Origin of the sequence: Corynebacterium aurimucosum (assembly GCF_030408555.1) — a bacterium.
In the GTDB taxonomy this organism is placed as follows: Bacteria; Actinomycetota; Actinomycetes; order Mycobacteriales; family Mycobacteriaceae; genus Corynebacterium; species Corynebacterium aurimucosum.
The window spans coordinates 1,438,159-1,457,804 of the sequence record NZ_CP047048.1 but is presented as its reverse complement, the minus strand read 5'-3'; the positions used below and the strand labels follow the sequence as shown (position 1 = coordinate 1,457,804).

The 19,646-nt window shown below is 59.1% G+C and carries 18 protein-coding genes; 10 read left to right on the top strand and 8 right to left on the bottom strand.

Translation table 11 applies throughout. From position 1 onward, the window contains the following. Positions 1-20: 20 nt before the first annotated feature. The 5 genes from secA2 (at position 21) to CAURIM_RS06800 (ending at position 5,304) form a co-directional block, all read left to right on the top strand. Positions 21-2,312 (top strand): accessory Sec system translocase SecA2, encoded by a 2,292-nt coding sequence (gene secA2, locus CAURIM_RS06820; RefSeq protein WP_201829571.1) that lies wholly within the window; start codon positions 21-23, stop codon positions 2,310-2,312. A gap of 87 nt (positions 2,313-2,399) precedes the next feature. Then, positions 2,400-2,831: an oxoglutarate dehydrogenase inhibitor Odhl gene (gene odhI / locus CAURIM_RS06815; RefSeq protein WP_070445142.1), complete on the top strand. Its 432-nt coding sequence runs from the start codon at positions 2,400-2,402 to the stop codon at positions 2,829-2,831. Between the two features lie 116 nt (positions 2,832-2,947). Continuing rightward, positions 2,948-3,703: a transcriptional regulator FtsR gene (gene ftsR / locus CAURIM_RS06810; protein WP_010186535.1), complete on the top strand. Its 756-nt coding sequence runs from the start codon at positions 2,948-2,950 to the stop codon at positions 3,701-3,703. Between the two features lie 136 nt (positions 3,704-3,839). Beyond that, a complete protein-coding gene (locus CAURIM_RS06805) occupies positions 3,840-4,430 on the top strand; it encodes a bifunctional nuclease domain-containing protein (RefSeq protein ID WP_070445145.1) in 591 nt (196 codons plus the stop codon). Positions 4,431-4,743: 313 nt separating this feature from the next. Next, positions 4,744-5,304 carry a MerR family transcriptional regulator gene (locus CAURIM_RS06800; protein ID WP_168160900.1) on the top strand — a complete coding sequence of 187 codons (561 nt, stop codon included), beginning with the start codon at positions 4,744-4,746 and terminating at the stop codon, positions 5,302-5,304. 179 nt (positions 5,305-5,483) lie between these two features. Here CAURIM_RS06800 and CAURIM_RS06795 read toward each other — a convergent pair whose 3' ends face one another. The 3 genes from CAURIM_RS06795 to CAURIM_RS06785 are packed head-to-tail and all read right to left on the bottom strand — an operon-like array spanning position 5,484 to position 8,514. Further along, a complete protein-coding gene (locus CAURIM_RS06795) occupies positions 5,484-6,302 on the bottom strand; it encodes a vWA domain-containing protein (RefSeq protein WP_070445153.1) in 819 nt (272 codons plus the stop codon). Positions 6,303-6,358: 56 nt separating this feature from the next. Beyond that, on the bottom strand, positions 6,359-7,213 hold the full coding sequence (locus tag CAURIM_RS06790) for a 3-methyladenine DNA glycosylase (protein ID WP_201828177.1): 855 nt from the start codon (positions 7,211-7,213) through the stop codon (positions 6,359-6,361). Next, entirely contained in the window at positions 7,210-8,514 is a 1,305-nt protein-coding gene (locus tag CAURIM_RS06785; protein WP_201828179.1) for a DEAD/DEAH box helicase, read from the bottom strand. Before CAURIM_RS06785 ends, CAURIM_RS06790 begins: the two co-directional genes overlap by 4 nt. Positions 8,515-8,629: 115 nt before the next feature. On the opposite strand from CAURIM_RS06785, the gene CAURIM_RS06780 reads away from it, so the two are divergent. Further along, positions 8,630-9,439 carry a hypothetical protein gene (locus tag CAURIM_RS06780; protein ID WP_236659271.1) on the top strand — a complete coding sequence of 270 codons (810 nt, stop codon included), beginning with the start codon at positions 8,630-8,632 and terminating at the stop codon, positions 9,437-9,439. A gap of 520 nt (positions 9,440-9,959) precedes the next feature. Here the strand turns inward: CAURIM_RS06780 and CAURIM_RS06775 are convergent. Continuing rightward, a complete protein-coding gene (locus tag CAURIM_RS06775; protein ID WP_201828181.1) occupies positions 9,960-11,057 on the bottom strand; it encodes an HNH endonuclease signature motif containing protein in 1,098 nt (365 codons plus the stop codon). A 340-nt stretch (positions 11,058-11,397) separates the two neighbouring features. Further along, positions 11,398-12,855, bottom strand: coding sequence for an NADP-dependent phosphogluconate dehydrogenase (gnd, locus tag CAURIM_RS06770; RefSeq protein WP_201828182.1), 1,458 nt, complete (start codon positions 12,853-12,855; stop codon positions 11,398-11,400). A gap of 43 nt (positions 12,856-12,898) precedes the next feature. Here gnd and CAURIM_RS06765 point away from each other — a divergent pair, with 43 nt between their 5' ends. Then, positions 12,899-13,345 carry a PaaI family thioesterase gene (locus CAURIM_RS06765; protein ID WP_070446653.1) on the top strand — a complete coding sequence of 149 codons (447 nt, stop codon included), beginning with the start codon at positions 12,899-12,901 and terminating at the stop codon, positions 13,343-13,345. Between the two features lie 3 nt (positions 13,346-13,348). On the opposite strand, the gene corA is transcribed toward CAURIM_RS06765, so the two are convergent. Continuing rightward, positions 13,349-14,422 (bottom strand): magnesium/cobalt transporter CorA, encoded by a 1,074-nt coding sequence (gene corA / locus CAURIM_RS06760; protein WP_070643624.1) that lies wholly within the window; start codon positions 14,420-14,422, stop codon positions 13,349-13,351. 83 nt (positions 14,423-14,505) lie between these two features. On the opposite strand from corA, the gene CAURIM_RS06755 reads away from it, so the two are divergent. After that, complete coding sequence (locus CAURIM_RS06755; protein ID WP_070730198.1) at positions 14,506-15,108, top strand: class I SAM-dependent methyltransferase; 603 nt, start codon at positions 14,506-14,508, stop codon at positions 15,106-15,108. On the opposite strand, the gene thiD is transcribed toward CAURIM_RS06755, so the two are convergent. Together thiD and CAURIM_RS06745 are read right to left on the bottom strand one after the other, a co-directional pair. Then, entirely contained in the window at positions 15,105-15,941 is an 837-nt protein-coding gene (gene thiD, locus CAURIM_RS06750) for a bifunctional hydroxymethylpyrimidine kinase/phosphomethylpyrimidine kinase (protein WP_070730201.1), read from the bottom strand. The genes CAURIM_RS06755 and thiD overlap by 4 nt on opposite strands. A 98-nt stretch (positions 15,942-16,039) precedes the next feature. Continuing rightward, complete coding sequence (locus CAURIM_RS06745; RefSeq protein ID WP_201828184.1) at positions 16,040-17,383, bottom strand: NAD(P)/FAD-dependent oxidoreductase; 1,344 nt, start codon at positions 17,381-17,383, stop codon at positions 16,040-16,042. A 186-nt stretch (positions 17,384-17,569) separates the two neighbouring features. On the opposite strand from CAURIM_RS06745, the gene CAURIM_RS06740 reads away from it, so the two are divergent. Both CAURIM_RS06740 and CAURIM_RS06735 read left to right on the top strand, forming a co-directional pair. Continuing rightward, the gene (locus CAURIM_RS06740; protein WP_201828186.1) at positions 17,570-18,862 is read left to right on the top strand and encodes a class I SAM-dependent methyltransferase; all 1,293 of its coding nucleotides are present in this window, start codon (positions 17,570-17,572) and stop codon (positions 18,860-18,862) included. A 58-nt stretch (positions 18,863-18,920) separates the two neighbouring features. Beyond that, positions 18,921-19,643 (top strand): glycerophosphodiester phosphodiesterase, encoded by a 723-nt coding sequence (locus tag CAURIM_RS06735; RefSeq protein ID WP_201828188.1) that lies wholly within the window; start codon positions 18,921-18,923, stop codon positions 19,641-19,643. Positions 19,644-19,646: the final 3 nt, after the last annotated feature.

Sequence of the window (19,646 nt, the reverse complement as noted above, 5' to 3'; positions counted from 1 at the left end):
ACAAGGATGGAGGAGTGCTCATGGGCGCATTCGATTGGTTCTGGAAGGCAATGGGCGCGCAGTCCGAACGCAACAACAAGAAGTCGAAAGCCGTTGTGACGGCCGCAGATTCCGCGGTAGAGGATATCGCGAACCTGTCGGATGCAGAGGTTGCCGCCACCGCACGGGAGTGCGTGAAGGACGGCAAGATCGCGGATAAATCCCGCTTCCTCGCAGCCCTAGCCGTGGCCAGCGAACGCAAGCTTGGCATGCGTCCCTTTACTGTCCAGTCCCAAGCTGTGCTGCGTCTTCTTGAAGGCGACGTTATCCAGATGGCCACTGGTGAGGGAAAGACGCTGGTGGGAGCCATGGCCGCGACGGGTTTTGCGCTGACCGGCAAGCGCGTGCACCTGGTGACAGTGAACAATTATCTAGCAGCGCGCGACGCTGAATGGATGCGCCCGCTCGTGGAGTTCTTTGGACTCACGGTGGCCCCGGTAACGGAGAAGCTCGGCCCGGAAGAACGCCGCGCGGCTTACTTATCCGACATCATCTATGCACCAGTCAATGAGCTCGGTTTCGATGTGCTACGGGATAACCAGATCACGTCCCGCGAGCAAACGGTGCAAGCGCGCGCGGATGTGGCGTTGGTGGATGAAGCGGATTCTGTGCTTGTCGACGAAGCCCTCGTCCCCCTCGTCCTCGCCGGAAATCGCCCCGGTGAGGAATCTACGGGCCACATCACCAACGTGGTTTCCCGGCTGCGAGAGGAGCAGGACTACGTTATTGCGGAGGATGGGCGCACGGTAGCGCTCACCGAGGAGGGCGCGGCACGTGTGGAGCACGAATTGGGACTCGACTCGCTCTACTCGGAGGAGAACATCGGCTCCGTGCTGGTCAAAGTTAACTTAGCGCTGCACGCTAAGGCACTGCTTATCCGCGATATTCACTACATCATCACGGACGGAAAATTGCAGCTTATCGACGCCTCCCGCGGCCGCGTAGCGGAACTGCAGCGCTGGCCGGATGGCCTCCAGGCCGCGGTGGAGGCCAAGGAAGGCCTAGAGGTGTCAGAAGGAGGGCGCATCCTCGACACCATTACGCTCCAGGAGCTCATGCGGCGCTATCCGCTAGTGTGCGGCATGACCGGAACCGCAGTGGAGGCAACAGACCAACTGCGTCAGTTCTATGACCTGCACGTCTCGGTCATCGACCGTAACAAGGAACTGCAGCGCTTCGACGAACCTGACCGCATTTATGCCTCCGTGGATGAAAAATCCCGTGCCATCGTCAATGAAATCGTGGCAATCAATAGCACTGGCCAGCCGGTACTCGTGGGTACCCACGATGTTGCTGAATCAGAAGACCTCGCCGAAGCCCTACGTGAACAGGGGATTACGGTCAACGTCCTCAACGCAAAAAATGATGAGGACGAGGCGCGCATCGTTGCGGAAGCAGGCGACGTGGGGCGAGTGACTGTGTCTACCCAGATGGCGGGCCGCGGCACCGATATCAAGCTGGGCGGCGCGGATGAGTCTGACCGTGAAGCCGTTGTTGAAAAGGGCGGTTTGGCAGTGCTCGGCACCTCGCGGCACCGCTCCTCCCGTTTGGATAACCAGTTGCGCGGGCGTGCAGGCCGCCAAGGAGATCCGGGCATGTCGCTCTTTTTCGTTTCCTTGGAGGATGACGTGGTCAAACAGGGCGGGGAAGATGAATCCTTGTCCGCGCGCCCCGATGCCGATGGGCTCATCGATTCCAAGCGCGTCCGGGACTTCATTGCACACTGCCAACGCGTGACGGAAGGGCAACTGCTGGAGATTCACGCGCAAACCTGGAAGTACAACCAGCTACTCGCGGACCAACGCATCATTATCGATGAGCGCCGTGCCAAGTTGCTCGACACTGATCAAGCCTGGCAGGAGTTGGCTGAACGGGCGCCCGAACGCGCAGCCGAGCTTGGCGACGTCCCCGCGGAAGCTCGTGAGCGGGCTGCCCGCGAGATTATGCTGTACCACCTAGATTTGGCGTGGGCCGACCACCTAGAGCTGATGGATGACGTTCGTGAATCCATCCACTTGCGCGCCATCGCCCGCGAGACGCCCATCGACGAATACCACCGCATCGCGGTGCGTGAATTTAAGGACTTGGCGCAGCGGGCAGTTGATGATGCTCTTGATACTTTTAAGACTGTGCTTATTGATTCTGAGGGTGCCCACCTCGAGGATCATGGGCTGTCTCGACCGAGCGCCACGTGGACTTATATGGTCTCTGATAACCCACTATCTGGGGGCGGAAATTCCGTGCTCAAGGGCATAGGAAACATTTTCCGCTAATGTAAATGCGCCAGAGGTGACTCGCGCGGACAGCGGAGTCGCTAATATGGAATGAGTCAACATCGATCCGACCCTTCGGAGGTAAAAATGAGCGAGAATACCGGAACGCCGGAACCGCAGGCAGAGACTACTTCTGTCTTCCGCGCTGATCTTCTCAAGGAGATGGAAAACGGCACCGCGGCGGGTTCTGACGCCTCCGTTGCCGGCGCTGAGAACCTGGCAGAGGGCCAGGCGCTGCTCGTCGTAAAGCGCGGTCCCAACGCTGGCGCACGCTTCCTGCTGGATCAGCCGACCACTACCGCCGGACGCCACCCAGAAGCAGACATCTTCCTTGATGATGTCACGGTGTCCCGCCGCCATGCCGAGTTCCGCTCCAAAGACGGCCAATTTGAGGTTGTCGATGTCGGATCGCTCAACGGCACTTACGTCAACCGTGAGCCGCGCAATGCGCAGGTGCTGGAAGTAGGCGATGAAATCCAGATCGGTAAGTTCCGCCTGGTTTTTATTGCCCCTCAATAAAGCAGTTCTAGTTAGCAGGAACTAACGGGTGCGAGGGGAGTAGGTTTATTTCGCACCCTGCCCACGTTCCCGCTGTGTCCAAGTGAAACCGTGTAGAAAGCAGTAGTAGTCCTATCGTGAGTGCGCAGAAGTCCACCGCCGCTGCCGCAGCAGCGTCTTCCGTGGCCAAGAAGACCAAGCCTGCTAAGCAGAAGCCCATGTCTATTGGCGTAACGCTGAAGCACGTTCAGAAGCAATTTCCGGACGTGACGGTGTCGAAGATTCGCTTCTTGGAGTCTGAGGGGCTGATTACTCCGGAGCGCACCGCAAAGGGCTACCGTCGCTATTACCAAAAAGACTTGGACCGCCTGCGCTACATTCTGACTGCGCAGCGTGATCACTACACGCCGCTCAAGGTCATTCGGGAACAACTGGATGCGATGGACTCGGGGCAGGTGACCGCTATTGTCTCCTCCCAGGCTGAGGCCCTTATCAGCGCTGAGCAGCTACGTGCGCCGGTAGTTACCCGGCTTACCGACGCCGACGTGGCCGACCAAGCCGGAACAACGCAGGAAAACATCGCGAAACTGGTCTCGGTGGGCCTGATCAAGCCGGATCCGGCGGGCTTCTTCGACACGGATGACGTGTCCATTGTCTCCGCGGCCGTGGCGCTGGAGTCCTTTGGGCTCGAGGCTCGGCAGTTGAAATCGCTGCGCAATGCTGCCCGACGCCAGGCGGACATGATTTCGCAGGTGGCAACGCCGGTCGCGCATTCGAAGTCTGATACCGCCCCGCAACAGGCGGAGGAACTGTCACAGCAGATGGCGGCCCTGGTTTTATCGCTCCACGGGACGTTGGTCAAGACCGAGCTTCGCGACGAATTCCGGCCTTAAAACCTGATGCCTGGCTCGCGATGGAATGTGGCCTAACCCAGGCTTCGTGTCGCCTTCTCGTGCCACTCCGAGTATCTTTACGCTGCCTAGCTGGCCCGAGAACCATGTGCAAGAAAAGTGTGTAAAAGTGGGTCCCATGACTACTGAAGTACTGAAATTTTTAGGAATCCATCCCGTCGGACCCGAAAACAATCTGTGCGCTCTTTTCTACTGGGAAGAGGCGGACCGGCACGTGCCAGTGTGGGTCTCACCGATTGATGGGGCGCGCGTGCTGCAAGTCCTCGAGCGCCATTTCAACGCGCGGCCAAGTACCTACGAGCTGCTCATCGCCTTCGCGGACCAGCTCGATGGCATCGAGCACATCTGCGTCTCCGAGTACCGCAAAGGCGTTTTCATGGTTGATCTTGTGGACGGAACCGGCGAAGAGCATGATGCCCGTCTGTCCGATGCACTCGTCCTGGCAGACCACTATGGGCTACCCATCCATTTTGAAAAGGATGTGCTCGACGAGGTGGCCATCTACATTAGCGACGAGGACCTTAAAGAGTATTACGACCTAGAGCGCGAGGCGGAATCCCCGGAAACCTTTCCAGAGAAGCGCATGCGCGACTTTCAAGAGCGAGCTGCTCAGCAGAAAACGCAGGAAGATGATGGCTTCGAGCAGATGATGCGTGATTCTGGCATATCGGAGGAGGACTTGCTCGGAGGAGAGGAAGGGGAGGACTAACTCCTTCACTGTGAGGAGCCTAGGTTCCGCGTGGTTCAATAGCGGACTTATGTTCTAAACCGACCTTTGATGGACAGAGCGGCGCCCTTACGGGCGCCGCTTTTCTCGTGCTGACACTGAAATTTTTTAATGACACGCGTGTGACTAATGATGACAAAGTGAATCAAAAAGTCTAAAGTTCTACTAGAGGTTCACCGAGGACGACCCTTGACGCCGTCGCTGACGTGTCCTTTAATAGAAAAATAGAACTCCCCTCAAGTATCACTGGAGTAATTACGTGAGCAGTAAGAATAATCGTACTGAGTCCAGCGCCCTGCCGCTCGACGAGATTGCCGCCAACACCTACGTTCAGGAATCTCTCTTCGATGTAGGGCCTGATGAGGAGCTGGGCTACCGCGTTCCCATCGCGTGTCAGGTAGCTGGAATCACCTATCGCCAGCTGGACTACTGGGCGCGCACCGACTTGGTTAAGCCCTCGATCCGTACTGCCCGCGGTTCCGGTTCCCAGCGCTTGTACTCCTTTAAAGACGTGCTGGTCCTGAAGATTGTCAAGCGCCTTCTGGATACCGGAATCTCCCTCCAGAACATCCGCCTCGCCGTGGAGTCTTTGCGCGACCGTGGTGTCAACGATCTTGCTGAGCTCACCTTGGTGTCGGACGGCACCACGGTCTACGAGTGCCGGTCTAACGACGAAGTTATCGACCTGCTGGCCGGCGGCCAAGGCGTGTTCGGCATCGCTGTGCCGGGTATTCTCAAGGAACTCTCTGGTACCATTACTTCCTTCCCAGCCGAGCGTGTTGTAGAGGAAGAAGACATCGACGTTGTCATTGGCCTCGACGAGCTAGCCGCTCGCCGCAAGCGCAAGACCTCCTAAAACGCCTACCACAGGAAGCCGCCGCCGCTCCTCCTCCTGCGCACTGCAGCTCACGTCAGTGCTGTTGAGGATGCGGCGGCTTTTCTTCTCTGCAGCCCTGCACCCACATGACGGTTTTACGTGCCCGCACACCGTCGCTTCAAGCAGGCCGCGCATCCTCCAGGTGCGTACCCAAATTATTACGCCCCAGCGGCGCTCGCGATGCTTTCTTGTGCATTGGAAGGATTCGAGACAGTGGAATAATCGTCTGCGAGTTTTTCCAACTCTGTGTCCTTTTCGCCATCACCGATATGGACCACACTCAAACTAACGCCTTCACCGCGAGCGTTCTTGGCTGCCTCCGCAAAGCTTGCGTCATCCATATCCTGTTGGGTCCCAGTGGTAATCAGCACGACGCGAGTGTTTTCGCCACTACCAGCTGTTTGATCCGTGGCGTTATCGAGTGCCGCAACGACGGCGCTGCGTGTTTGTGGTACACCGCCGGTGCCGAACTGCCCCACGGCAAAGGCGACGTTCTCGGCGTCGCCGTAAGCAACATTTTGACGGAAGCCCACGATGGCTGTTGCGGAAATGGGGGAGGAATAGTTCCAGAGAGCCACTTGGCTTCCCTTCGCGCCGACCGCCGTTGCCGCCTCCGCCACGCCCTGAGTGACAGCATCGAAGTACGGCGCAAGGCTGTCGGATGTATCGAGCAGGAACAGCGTATTTGGCGCGACATCTTCAGGGGCCTTGTCTTCCGAGCTGGGCGCGGCCGAAGAAGGCTGCTCTGATTCCGAAGACGTGGCGGATTCCGGAGTCTTGGCCGCAGTGCTGGTGGGGGCTTCCTCAGTGGAAGTCGCAGCGGTTGTGTCCGCAGCCTCTGTTTCAGATTTTGAGGAATCTCCCTCTCGGAAAAGAAAGAAACCGCCGATGGCCAGCGCCAACACCGCCAGGACGGCCACGATGATGACCCACGGTGCAAATGCGTAGTTATTTTTTCCATCCGAGTGCCGGGCCATCTCTTTCCTTCCGCGCTGAGGTCTCGGGGCCGCGCACTGCGTCCCGACGGGTCACATCAATGGTCTCTCATTGTAGCGCTCAGCGCTGCTCTAATTAGGGAGACAAGCCGCGCGCGGAGTGGCTCGGAGGCGTCGGCAAGCGCGCGTTGGCGTCGCACGTACTCCGACTTTCCCTCGGGCGTTTCGATAGGAACGACACCAAAACCCCATTCGCGACAATCGTAGGGAGAGGCCTCCATATCGAGCGTGCGTGCGGCGACGGCCAGACGGAAGGTGTCAAGAAACAACTCACCCGGCACCAGAGGCCCCAATTTCCACGCCCACTTATAGAGATCCATGCTCACATGGACGCACCCTGCTTGGTCGTTTTCCGGCTGGTCTTCGCGGCTCAGCACCGTGAGATTGAGCGGACGCGCGGGCTCCGTAAAGAAACGGAAGGCATCGTAATGGGTGCACTTGATGCGGTGCTTGTCGACGACCTCATTCGTCCCCTCCGCCCCTAACCGCAACGGCAGGTCATGGCGTGGAGAATCGGTGCGGTAGACCATGGCCCATTCATGCAGCCCAAAACAATCAAATTGGGTGGGGTTGCGTGTGGTCTTTTCCAGCAAATCCAGGATATAGCGCACGGTACCGCCGCGGCGCTCGAGGAAGGCCTCGGTGTCTACCGCAATTCCCTCAGCAGTGCGGTGGTAGTAGCGCCAGTCGCTGTGTGGAGCATCCCCTGCCAGGGTGATGCCTACCCCCGGGTGCCAACGCCGCAGATGCGAAGGGCGAACAGGGTAGTACTCGAAGAGAAAGTCGTAGACAGGGTGGTAGGAACCAGGGTGCCGAAAGCACTTGAGGAACTCATCTGCTGATTCCTCATGCTTGCGCATTCGAGCTTGCCAGTCTGTGGTCTGCAGAATCATCGTTGACCTGCGTTTCCCCGTCGGCGGCGCGAGTTACGGTGGCGCTGGCCTTGGATGCCCGCCCGCTGACGCGATGTCTGCTTCTTAGATGGTTGCTGGTGTGGTGGGCCGAGCGGTTCGCCCTTTGGCTTGCGTGCACCGGTCATCTGGGCAAGCTCAGGACTGCTGGCAGGGTTGGCGCGGTCGCTGATGTCGAGGTCGGTGTGTTTGACCCCCGCTTTCGCGATGAGTTTAGCCACCTCGTCGCGCTGTTCATCAGTGACGAGCGTGACAACGGTGCCTGAATCTCCACCGCGCGCCGTGCGGCCGGAACGGTGCAGGTAGGCCTTGTGTTCCGCGGGCGGGTCAACGTGGACGACGAGGGAAACGTCCGCGATGTCGATTCCCCGCGCGGCGATGTCGGTGGCGACGAGCACAGGAACGCTGCCGTCGGCGAAGCCCTCTATAGCCTTTGTCCGTGAGCCCTGGCCCTTATCGCCGTGGAGGGGCAGCGCATTGATACCGACTCTGCGGAGTTTTTTGGCCTGCCTGTCGACGCCGTGCTTAGTGCGCATGAACATGATGGTCTTGCCTTTGCGTGCACCTAGGCGCAGGACGACGTCGTTGCGCGCCTCACGCGTGCCGATGTATATCAGGTGGTGTTCCATCGTGTCCACGGCGGCCTCGACAGGCGCGGTGGAGTGAGTTACGGGCTCGTGCATGAACTGCTCGACCAGCTTGTTGACTTCACCGTCGAGGGTGGCGGAGAAGAGTAGGCGTTGGCCGTCTGGTGGGGTGAGCTTAAGTAGTTTGCGCACTTGGGGAAGAAATCCCATGTCCGCCATCTGGTCGGCCTCGTCGAGGGCAGTGATGGCGACGTGGTCGAAGAAAAGCTTGCCCTGGTCGATCAGATCCTGTGCTCGCCCCGGTGTAGCAACGAGCAGGTCGACCGGGCGCGCGAGTGAGCGAATGTGGTTGTTGATGTTGACGCCTCCGACTACCGCAAGCACACGCAGGCCGAGGGCAGCTGCTGGTTCTTCCAGGCGCTGCTGGATCTGGGTTGCCAACTCGCGTGTTGGTGCCAGAACGAGCCCACGTGGGTGCGCGGGGCGGGAAACACCAGATTTTGCCAGCCGGGACAACATAGGAAGACCGAACGTAAAGGTTTTCCCCGAACCGGTGGGGCCGCGGCCGAGGACGTCCTTGCCGGAGAGGGTGTCGGGGATCGCGGCTTCTTGGATAGGGAAGGGGGTCGTGATGCCCTGCTTATCTAGAACACGGACAACATCGCGGGGGAGGCCGAGATCGGCGAAAGTACTCATCGGATGGCAGTCTAATGCGCTGCACCGTCAGATCGAAAAGCTATGACGGGGAACGGGCCTCACATCCTGCATTTTTCACAATATTGTGACGTGGTTCTCTGTTAGATTGATCGGCATGACGAACCCTTTCGCTAACCCGCAACAACCGCCCGGTGGATTTGGACAGAACCCACAGCAAGGCCACCCAGCGCACAACCAAGCAGCACCTGGATTTAACAATCAGAATCAAGGGACTAACGCCAGCGGACCGGCAATGCCGCAGCCGCCGGAAAAGAAGTCGAGCTCGAAGAAGGTGCTGTGGATTGTACTGGCAGTAATCCTTGTACTCGCTATTATCGCAGCCGTCGCAATCTTTGCTGCGGTTTCCTTCTTCAAGGATGTCGCAGCCGACTTCGACGAAGCACCACGAGACGTCGCGGCTTCTGATGACGCGTATTGGAATAGTACATACGACGCTGATGATGTCGACAGTATCCGAGCCTCCGAGGTATCTGCTCCGGTGCCCGAACCGCTTATTGGGCTTTCGGACGAGTGCTATGAGGACACGTCTTTCTTTGGGCAGTCGGACTATCTGGGCTTGGACGTGCAGTGGGTTCCGACGATCTCTTGTATTTATGGCCCGGACAGGGAGTTCGTGGCTCAGTACACAGAGAACGCGGATGCGATTCGCGATACAGAAAGCGTTGGGCTAAGCGATTCCGTTGAGGACTTTACTTCGGCCCGTGGCTCGCAGATTGCCGCCTTTGGGGAGGCAGAGGAGTACGTGATTGCGGAAGTTCTCGAGGATGGCGACGCGGTCATTGAGTACGTCATGGATGGTTATGACGACAACGGGGAGGAAGCTGATTTGAATGATCTAGCAACCTATCTTGTGGGTGCGGGCATCCTTGAGCTGACTCCGGGAGGCCCGCCGGTGGATGCCTAGCTTTTAGCGCCGCACCTCCCAGCCACCCGCCGGCTGCACAGCCCGCGAGCGCGCATTTGTCATCCGCAGGCGGTGTGGATAGCCGGGATAGCGGGCAGTAAAGTTCTCGGCCGCTCCTGCTTCAGGTCGATTGCTTTCGAGAACTGGCTTGAAGGTGTTTCGCTGCGGTGGGTCATCGCACGGTCGACTTGTTGTCACACACCACGGGTATCCCGTTAATCTTTCGGTTGGCGGGTCTCGTTCTTTAAGGGCTTAAACCCGGCCTTACTGTCACTGCCGTTGCATCTGGGTGGCGGGTTTCTCCTTTAAGGGCTTAAGAGTCCCGGTACACCCCGCTGCATGTTGTGGCGCATTAGCCGTGGTCAGGGACCCCCGCGTGCCTTGTTGTGGTTTGTGGGTGGTGTTGTCTGAAGGATCGCCGGTGTGCCCGCGAACCTTCCCTCGGTTGGCGGGTAGCGGTGTTGCCGCTGGTGGTAAGCCGTTTCCTTTCAGTCGTTGTTGTGTGTGGTGGCTGGGGGTGTTAGCTGCTGTCGGGTGGTTCCTCTGGTGGCTGTCCTGCTTTTTCGGTGTTGAGTCTGGCTAGTGCTTCTTGGTATTCCGGCATTGCGGTTATCGGTGCACCCCAGGGTGGGATGAAGCTGACTCCGGTGTTGAGTCGGTACATGTAGCCGCGCCCGGTAGGCCTGTGTGGGTCATCGTCGTTAATACCGTTGTGGTAGGCACACAGGAAGGTCAGGTTCTTGATGTTGGTAAAGCCACCTGCTTGCCAGGGGATGAGGTGGTGGACTTGGCAGTAATCGGCTGGCTTGTTGCAGCCTGGTCTTGAGCAGGTGTGGAATTCTGCGTGCAGGCTAAGGCGTTGGTTGAGGTTTGCTCCACGTTCTAGGCGCCAGGTGTTGATGGGGCCGTCAAGAGGGTGGACGATGGTGGCGTAGCCTATTTCGGCAAACGTGTGGGTGAGAAACTCTGCGCCTGTCATGCGCGCGCCGTTAGTCAGGTTGAGCTGGATTTCGTCCCCCTCGCCGTTAATGATTTGGTCCAACTCATTTAATGTGACGATGACTTGGGTACGCACCGCGGGTGTGGATCCAGTGCTTTCTTTGAAGAAGATGTCATTGGCGGCTTTAAGTAGGTCGGTGGTGTTGGTGGATTCTAAGACGGCGCGCATGTTGGCAATCGTGGTGGCATCGTCAGTAATGGAGAGCGTGTTGGGGCCTTGTTCCCGGTAGGTGATGCGTACGCCTGGTTTGGCGGTTCTTTTAGCACGCAGTTCTTTAAGCCGTGCGGCGGCCACAGTGGGGATGCGGTGTGCGGGTGTTGCGGCGAGTTTTGCGCGGAGGTTCCAGGCATCCAGGGTCTTTTTCACCTTGGAGGTGTAGGTTTCAATCAGTGTGAGGGTGCCCAGGCTGTGTTTCTGGGCGAGTGCTGCGTGGCGGGCTTTGCGTTGTTTGCCGCTAAAGCGGGTGGGACCGAAGTAAACCTGGTGTAGGCCGGCAAGCTCGGTGGCATCAGAGGCATCCGCGCCGAGCACGCGGAGCTCATCGGGTGTGCCAGGTGCATGTTCCACCAGCGCAATCCCCGAGTTGCGAAGGCGGAGGTAGGTTTCGATATCCCCCATGAGCACAGAGACTAAAACAGCACCAGCAACCCCGCAACCGGAGGAAGAAAATTCCTGGATAGAGGGGTGCGTCACGGGTAACGGGAGGAAGGTTGGCCACAGGCGTGGCTAATGCTGACAAAGGGTAGGGGACGGGATTGGCTGGGTGAACGGTGGCTGCGGACAGGGGGAGGCTGGGTGAACGGTGGCTGCGGGCGAGAGGATGTGAGCCATGGCTGGAACGGCGGCGTGTGGCGCCTAGGAGCGCTCCGCAGGAACGGTGAGGGGCGCAGCCGGAGAAGGGAGAATACGTTCGGCGGAACAGATATAAGAAAAGCCCCTCGGGGGAGGGGCTTGGCGGCTACATTTCGGTCAGGGAGCGGTCACCTGACCATTCGATGTGGAATGTGCCGTCCCGGTCCACACGCTTGAAGGTGTGGGCGCCGAAGAAATCGCGCTGGCCCTGGATTAGAGCAGCAGGGAGGCGCTCGGCTCGCAAGCTGTCGTAGTAGGAGAGGGAAGAGGTAAAGACCGGAACCGGCAGGCCCAGCTGCGTTGCAGCAACGACGACGCGGCGCCACGGGTCGATGAGGTTCTCCAGCTCGCCCTTGAAATACGGGTCCAAAATCAAGGCAGGCAGGTCGGCATTGTTGTCGTAGGCCTCACGGATGCGGTCGAGGAACTTCGCACGAATGATGCAACCACCGCGCCAGATTGTAGCCAAGTCACGTGGGTCCACGTTCCAGCCGAACTCCTCGGAGCCAGCCTTGATCTCATCGAAGCCCTGAGAGTAGGCAATGAGCTTTGCGGCATACAGTGCACGGCGAACGTCTTCGACGAACTCGGCCTTATCTACGTTGAGCTCGGTAATGGTTCCGGAGGGCAGCTGGCCCTCCTGGGCAGCTGCACGCTGAGCGGTGGCAGAGGAGAGCGCACGCGCGAACACCGATTCCGCAATGCCAGTGATCGGCACGCCCAGCTCGAGGCCATTAATGGCGGTCCAACGGCCGGTGCCCTTCTGGCCGGCGGCGTCCACGATGACGTCGACAAGCGGGGCACCTGTCTCCGGATCCTTTTGTGCCAGCACTTCGGCGGTGATCTCAATGAGGTAGGAGTCCAGGTCGCCGGCGTTCCACTCGCGGAAAACCTCAGCGATTTCAGCTGGTTCCATGCCTGCACCATAACGAAGCAGCTGGTATGCCTCACCGATAACCTGCATGTCGGCGTATTCGATGCCGTTGTGCACCATCTTGACAAAGTGACCCGCGCCATCCGGTCCAATGTGGGTCACACATGGCGTTCCGTCCACTTCTGCTGCGATCGATTCAAGGATTGGGCCCAGGGTCTCCCAAGACTCTGCTGGGCCGCCAGGCATGATGGACGGGCCATTGAGCGCGCCTTCTTCACCACCGGAAATTCCCGCGCCGACAAAGTGACGGCCCTTAGCCGCCACCTCCTTCTCACGGCGAATGGTGTCCGTGAATAAGGCGTTGCCGCCATCAATAATAATGTCGCCCTCATCCATCGCCTCGGTGAGCTGATTGATGACGGCGTCGGTAGCCGCGCCAGCCTGCACCATGATGATTGCCTTGCGGGGGCGCTCGAGGGAGGCAACGAAATCTTCGACAGTTTCGGACGGGATGAAGGTACCTTCATCACCGTGCTCACTGATGAGCGCGCGGGTCTTTTCCGGACTGCGGTTGTAGACCGCGACGGTATTTCCGTTTCGGGCAAAGTTACGCGCGAGGTTGGAGCCCATTACAGCGAGGCCCACAACGCCAATCTGAGCGAGATCTGTCTTTTCAGCAGTTTGAGTCATGTCCACCATCCTACGTCACCGATATCCACTAACCTGGTGTGGCATGAAACACTCTGAAATCTTTGAAAAGTTTGTCGCGGTATCCCAAACACGGCCGCTCAACGCCGAGGAACTTGACCTCATCAACTCTCACCCACAGGGGCTTGCCGGGCTCATCGGACTGCGCTTCACACACATCTCGGCTGATGAGATTCGCTCCGAGGTCGACGTCGTTCCAGACCACCACCAGCCGTGGGGCGTGGCGAATGGCGGGCTTTTCTGCACGATTACGGAGTCCACTGCATCTGTCGGCAGCCTCATTCTCGCGGGCAAGCCGGTTGTCGGCGTGAACAACAACACAGACTTCCTTAAACCGGTAGCCGAAGGCACCGTCAGCGCCGTCGCTACGCCGCTGTACAAGGGCCGCCGCACGCAGCTGTGGGAAGTAAAAATCAGCCAGGGCGATGTACTTCTCGCTGCTTCCACACTGCGCACCATGGTGGTGCAGTAGCCCCTACAGCCAGTTATTGCGCCGGAACCACCACCACATTCCGGCCACGACCAAGACCATGAGGCCAATTGCCCCGTAATAGCCCCAAGGAAAATGCAGCTCCGGCATGACATCAAAGTTCATACCGTAGATACCCGCCACGAGCGTCGGAGCGGCCCACATGCCAACCACCGCAGAGATCGTGCGCATGTCGGAGTTTTGCTGCATGTTGATTTTGGCGACGGAGGCATCGATAAGCGAGGTCAAGCGCTCGTCAAAGCCCGCCACCTGGTCTTGAACGACGAGCTGGTGATCGTTGACATCGCGCAGATAGGAGCGAATCGTCTTCGGAATGAGATCCTTGTGGTCTGCGACCATCGCCCGCAAAGCCGGCGAGAGCGGCACGATCGCGTGCTTCATCTCCAGAATCTCTCGCTTAAACATGTAGATACGGTCAATGTTGGGCAGCGAATTCGGGGTGAAGATTTCTTCTTCTAGTTCGTCGACCTCGATGGCGATGAGGCGGCAGATCTCCGAATAGCGGTCCACCATCATGTCCAGAATCTTCCACGCGAGCGATATGGGGCCCTGCTCAACTAGGTCCTGTTCATCCTGAATCACGTAGGCTAAGTTGGGCAACTTGGCAGAGTGGCGCACCGTGATGATGAACGTATCCCCGATGATCATTTGGATTTCACCCGTGGAAATGATCTGGCGCTTGTCGGCCACTTCGTCGTGGTCACGGTAGTTCACCGACCGTGCCACCACAAAAAGCTGGTCATCGTAGCGCTCTAATTTCGGGCGCTGGTGGGCCTGGACCGTGTCTTCAACGATGAGTTCGTGGATGCGGAACTCAGCCGCCACCTTCGTCATCTGGGACTCTAAGGGCTCATGCAGGCCTACCCACACGAAGCCGCGGCCGTATTCTTCCACGGTTTGCAGCGCGCTGTGCGGGGTGAACTCACCGGGCAGTGCCTCGCCGTCGATGAACACTCGGCAGTGCTCAATGGCGCGCTCGACAGGCACAGAAAAACTCGGCGAATTATTGTCCGAAGTGTTTTTCTTGCGTGGCTTGAATGGTGACGGTACAGATGGCATCGTGTCTCAGCCTCCTTCGCTTCGTATAGGCGTTTTATAAGAGCGGCTAAATCTTACACCTCTAAAGGCCTATACTCGTTGTCATGCCTACCTGGAAAGAAGTAACTGCAGCGAATCCCGCCCATTCCCACAACTTTGCACGGAAATGGAAGACGCTACGGGCCCAGGGCAAGGATATCGATGGGGAAGCCCGGCTTATCGACGCCATGAGTGAACGCCACTCCCGCGTTCTCGACGCCGGCTGCGGTTCCGGACGTCTTGGCGGTGAGTTGGTAAAACGCGGGCATACCGTCGTGGGCGTGGACGTCGATCCCATCTTGATCGAACATGCGGTCAACGATTATCCGGAGGCCCGCTGGGAGGTAGGTGATCTTTCCGAGGAGGAAATCCCCGAGAATAACTTCGACATCGCCGTGGCTGCGGGCAACGTCATGACTTTCATTGCTACCGAAGGGCGTGAGGCGGCCTTGCGCAATGTGTTTAACGCGCTACGCCCCGGCGGCCGCTTCGTCGTCGGTTTTGGCGAGGGCCGCGGCTGGGGCTTTGAGGACTTCCTCGACCTCGCTCGCTCAGTGGGTTATCGGGTCGATTTCATCTTTGCATCCTGGGACATGAAGGTCTTTAAGGAGAATTCCACCTTCATGGTGGCCGTGCTTACCCGCCCAGGCGCCGATCTGCTGGGCTAACTTTGTGCCTCCGCGGCGAGGCGCCGGAGCCGGTGGCCGTGGTCAACGGGGCCGTGTCCGTGCCCGACGTGGAGCGCATCCGCATGCACGATCGCCTCGTGGAGCCATTCAGTTGCCCATACCAGTGCCTCGTCGAGGGATTGGCCCGCGCCCAAACGCGCCGCTAGGGCAGAGGACAGAGAGCAGCCGGTGCCGTGCGTGTTCTTCGTATCAATCCGCGGGCAGGGCACGCGCGTGATTTCGCCGGAAGGGCTTACGGTCGCGTTATCGGCCTGAGCACCATCGAGGTGCCCGCCTTTGACTACGACCCACGTGTCGTTCTCGTGGGCCCACTCGGTTGCAACAGAAAGAGCATCATCAAAGGTGCGCGGTTCTGCTACGCCCGCGAGGACTGCAAGCTCCGGCAGGTTGGGGGTGACCACTGTCGCGCGGCAAGCCAGCTCACGTACTGCGCGTTCCGCCTCCGGCTCGAGCAGGCGGTCACCGCTGGAGGCGACCATGACCGGATCGCAGACCACCGGCACACCCGTGGGGAGGGAAGTAATGAAGTCGCTCACCGCTTCGGTAATGGCAACAGAGCCCAGCATGCCGATCTTGACGGCGTCGATAGTCACGTCGTCCTTGACACTTTCCAGCTGTTCGCGCAAAAAGTCCACCGGTGGGGTGTGGATAGCGCGCACGCCCTGCGTATTCTGCGCCACCAGGGCGGTCACTACGGCCATGCCGTAGGCCCCAGCGGCCTCAAAAGACTTGAGGTCGGCGTGAATACCAGCGCCGCCCGTGGGATCGGTGCCGGCAATGCTGAGGACACGAGGCAGCGCAGGTTGGCTCACGGTTTTCTCCTTAAGCTAGGCTGATCTTCCCTCTACCGTACATGGGCAAAGAGAAAGGAGAGAGGATATATCCTCTCTCCTTAAAAGACGCGTAAGACCTAGTGGAGGTCGCGGTCAATCACGTTGCGAGCAACGCGCTGCTGCTGGGTGATCTCCAGATTGCCGCGGTCGCGCGAGAAGGCGTTGAGCAGCCAGTGCAGCGCAACGAGGGTGCGGCTGCGGAAGCCAACGATGTAGAAGATGTGCAGACCAAGCCAGGAAATCCAAGCCGGGAAACCAGCGAACTCAGTCTTGCCCAGCTTGACCACTGCGTTGAAGCGGGAAATGACGGCCATGGAGCCCTTGTCGAAGTACTCAAACGGCTCGGCCTCGTTAGCGGTGGACTCTTCATCAATCTTGGCCTCGATGAGCTTGCCCACGTGGTTGCCACCTTGGATGGCCACCTGGGCCACACCCGGAAGGCGGTTGAGGGAAATCATGTCGCCGACGATGTAGACGTTCTTGTACTCACCAACCGTGAGGTCCTCGTTGACAGAGACACGGCCGGCACGGTCCGCCTCCACACCTGCCTGGTCAGCGATAAGCTTGCCCAACGGGGAAGCAGCGACACCTGCGGACCAGATCTTGGTCGCGGCCTCGATGCTGACCTCTTCCTCAGTCTTCATGTTCTTGTAGGTGACGGCGTCAGCGGTGACGTCGGTGACCATGGCGTTGAGGCGCACGTCAACGCCCAGCTTCTCCAAGGTGCGCTGAGCCTTGCGGCCGAGGCGCTTGCCAAAGGGCGGAAGAACCTGCGGGGCACCATCCAGCAGGTAAATCTTGGCGGAGGAAGAACCGAAGTAGGAGTATTCGCCAGCAAACGTACGCTGTGCCAGCTCAGCAATCTGGCCGGTGAGCTCAACACCAGTCGGGCCAGCTCCGACGATGACGAAGGTCAGCAGCTTCTCACGCTTGGCAGGATCTTCTTCCAACTCAGCCTTCTCGAAGGCGGAGATGATGCGGGAGCGGATCTCGAAGGCGTCGTCAAGCGTCTTCATGCCCGGTGCGTGCTCGGCAAAGTGGTCGTTGCCGAAGTAGGATTGACCAGCGCCGGCGGCGACGATGAGGGAGTCGTAGCCGTAGGTGCGAACCGCGCCGTCAAGTTCTGCGGTGACGGTCTGATCCTTGATGTTGACGTCGGTAACCTCACCGTTGACGAAGTTGACGTTGTCCTGGTGGCGCAGGATCTGACGCGTGGACGGGGCGATCTCACCGGCGGAGATGACGCCGGTGGCGACCTGGTAAAGCATCGGCTGGAAGAGGTGGTGGTTCTTCTTGTCGATCAGGGTGATCTCAACATCCGCGTCCTTGAGCTTCTTAACGGCGTTGATGCCGCCGAAGCCGGCACCGATAACAACGACGTGGTGGCGGCCGTTACTAGGACGGTAGGGGGTGTGCGCCATGGTGATTGAATACCTTCCTTAAGAAAGCTAGATTATTTTACCCGAGTTAGTCTAAACCTTTCTAGCGGTACATGCATACTTTATGGGTTATTAACTGGCTTTTTAGGCCGCGCCTCCACCTGTTCGTGGCCCGCCCGTTTTAGTCTAAGAAAATACGTGTGTGCGATGAGGAAGGCTGGCTAGAGCGTGTATTCCCACTTGGCTTCGATTGACGCTGCGGCGTGGCCGGGCGTGGCCACCGTCCCTTCTTCACGCCTGCTGCGTTTCAAAAGCGACCGGTCGGAGGCGGAATTTGCGCAGGCGTGTTCCAAAGCTGGGGTCGAGTTGGACGGCGAGGACCCAGATCTAGCCGTGCTTCACGACGCCCTCTTCTCCCGCATCGCCGATTCAGGCTGGCTGGGCTTGGCCGAGTCTTATATGGCAGGGGAGTGGACGACGCCCGATTCCGATCGTTTGGTCAAAGTTCTCGTGCGGCTCCTGGGGGTGGGCTACCGGCCGAAGGCGAAAGAGCTTGCGGTGGAGACTTCGAGCCCGGGCGAGCTGCCTCTTGATGTGGTGAAACTGTATGCGGGTGATTCCCTCAGCCATTCGGGCGGCATCTTTGCTAGCGGCGTTCCCACAACGGTGCGTGAAGCGGTGCGCAGCTATAGTGCGCGGGTGGGGAGCAAAGAACCCAAAGAGCACTTCGTCGATGTGACAAGCGTGACCGAGCCGACGCACACCGACCGTGAGGACTTGGGCGATGCGCAGCGCCGCGCTGCACAGTGGCTTCTCGACGCCACCCGCACCGGCGCCGGCACACATCTTCTGGTTTATTCGGCGACTGGTCTGCAGGTAGCAATTCAAGCCGTTGCCCGGCGCGCCACCGTTGACGTCCTTACAGGGGATGCTGAGCAGCAAGCGCTGTTCGACGAACAACTACTCCTTGAAGGAGCCGCTGATTCTGTCCATGTGCAGGACATCGAAACGGCGTTGCCCAATCCGAAGCAGTGGCGCGGGCGCTATGACGCGATAGTGAGCGTGGAGAAGCTAGAGACACTATCGTCTCCCGAGCGCCGGCGCTATGTGCAGATGCTGGATCGCTCGCTGGTCAGCGGTGGGCGAGTGGCCATGGGATCGCTCTTTGCTACCGAGGCGATGACTCCGGCCGCCCAGTCCGCGATTCAGGTTCTGCGAGCTTATATATGGCCTGGCCTGGATTACCCGACGCTGGAGGAGACCCACCGACTCTTCGATAGGCGCTCCAACCTGCGCATCATCGCTCAGACCCACACCGGAACCCACTACCTGGAAACGCTTCGTTACCAGCGCAGCTTCTTCGACGGGCGGCACCGCGAAGCTGCGGCAGCGGGCTTCGACCAGGTTTTCCGCCGCCTTTGGACGTTCCAGTTTGCTCTCCGCGAGGCGCTGCTCACCTTAGGGATGCTGGATGCGGTGCACGTGGTGGCGACCCACCGCAACCGCGGGGGTCGCCGTTAGCGGTCTACACTGGGCGGCGCCAGAGGCACAACCACTTTGCGGCTCGGAGGAAGAGGGTATGGCAGACCGCACAGGTATTATCGCGCACCGAGGTTATAACGGGTGGTACTCGGAGAACACGTACCGTGCCTTCGAGGAGGCTCTCAAGCTTGATGTGGCCGGTGTGGAGTGTGACGTCAACCTGACCAAGGACGGGGAGGTTGTGGTTATCCACGACCAGACTGTGGATCGCACGTCGGATGGCACCGGCTCTGTCGGTGACATGACACTGGAGGAGCTGCGCGCACTCAACTTTGGTACCCACGAGGATCATCAACGCATCCTGCTTCTCGACGAACTTGTGGACCTCATCGAGTCATACCCCGGAAAGCAGCTGCTTATCGAGACGAAGCACCCGTCTCCTTTCGGGGCGCGACTCGAAGAGTCGGTGGCCGAAGTCCTGCGCAACCGACATCTCGATGCCGATCCACGGTTCAGCCTGATTTCCTTTAACCCTGAAGCAATTGCGCGCTTCCGAAGCCTATTGCCATCCCTGCGATCCTTTCTTCTCTTGGAACCGGATGCGGGACTACCAGATTCTCTCGAGGGCGCTTCGGGCTTCGGGCCTTCCATTCGCCAGGCGCGGTTGGAAGCTGATTTCTTTGCAGGCGTCGACAGTCAGTCCTACGTATGGACGGTGAATTTACCGAAGGACATGGAGTGGTGTCGTAACAACGGGGTAGAGCTCATGGCAACGGACTTGCCAGAGCTAGCACTCGACGTTGTGCGCGCAGCGAGTTAGCGC

Bases quoted from the DNA above. Each gene is read 5' to 3' on its own strand.
- secA2 (WP_201829571.1), top strand. From the start codon at position 21: ATGGGCGCATTCGATTGGTTCTGGAAGGCAATGGGCGCGCAGTCCGAA.
- odhI (WP_070445142.1), top strand. From the start codon at position 2,400: ATGAGCGAGAATACCGGAACGCCGGAACCGCAGGCAGAGACTACTTCT.
- CAURIM_RS06805 (WP_070445145.1), top strand. From the start codon at position 3,840: ATGACTACTGAAGTACTGAAATTTTTAGGAATCCATCCCGTCGGACCC.
- CAURIM_RS06795 (WP_070445153.1), bottom strand. From the start codon at position 6,302: ATGGCCCGGCACTCGGATGGAAAAAATAACTACGCATTTGCACCGTGG.
- CAURIM_RS06790 (WP_201828177.1), bottom strand. From the start codon at position 7,213: ATGATTCTGCAGACCACAGACTGGCAAGCTCGAATGCGCAAGCATGAG.
- CAURIM_RS06785 (WP_201828179.1), bottom strand. From the start codon at position 8,514: ATGAGTACTTTCGCCGATCTCGGCCTCCCCCGCGATGTTGTCCGTGTT.
- CAURIM_RS06780 (WP_236659271.1), top strand. From the start codon at position 8,630: ATGACGAACCCTTTCGCTAACCCGCAACAACCGCCCGGTGGATTTGGA.
- CAURIM_RS06775 (WP_201828181.1), bottom strand. From the start codon at position 11,057: ATGGGGGATATCGAAACCTACCTCCGCCTTCGCAACTCGGGGATTGCG.
- gnd (WP_201828182.1), bottom strand. From the start codon at position 12,855: ATGACTCAAACTGCTGAAAAGACAGATCTCGCTCAGATTGGCGTTGTG.
- CAURIM_RS06765 (WP_070446653.1), top strand. From the start codon at position 12,899: ATGAAACACTCTGAAATCTTTGAAAAGTTTGTCGCGGTATCCCAAACA.
- corA (WP_070643624.1), bottom strand. From the start codon at position 14,422: ATGCCATCTGTACCGTCACCATTCAAGCCACGCAAGAAAAACACTTCG.
- CAURIM_RS06755 (WP_070730198.1), top strand. From the start codon at position 14,506: ATGCCTACCTGGAAAGAAGTAACTGCAGCGAATCCCGCCCATTCCCAC.
- CAURIM_RS06745 (WP_201828184.1), bottom strand. From the start codon at position 17,383: ATGGCGCACACCCCCTACCGTCCTAGTAACGGCCGCCACCACGTCGTT.
- CAURIM_RS06735 (WP_201828188.1), top strand. From the start codon at position 18,921: ATGGCAGACCGCACAGGTATTATCGCGCACCGAGGTTATAACGGGTGG.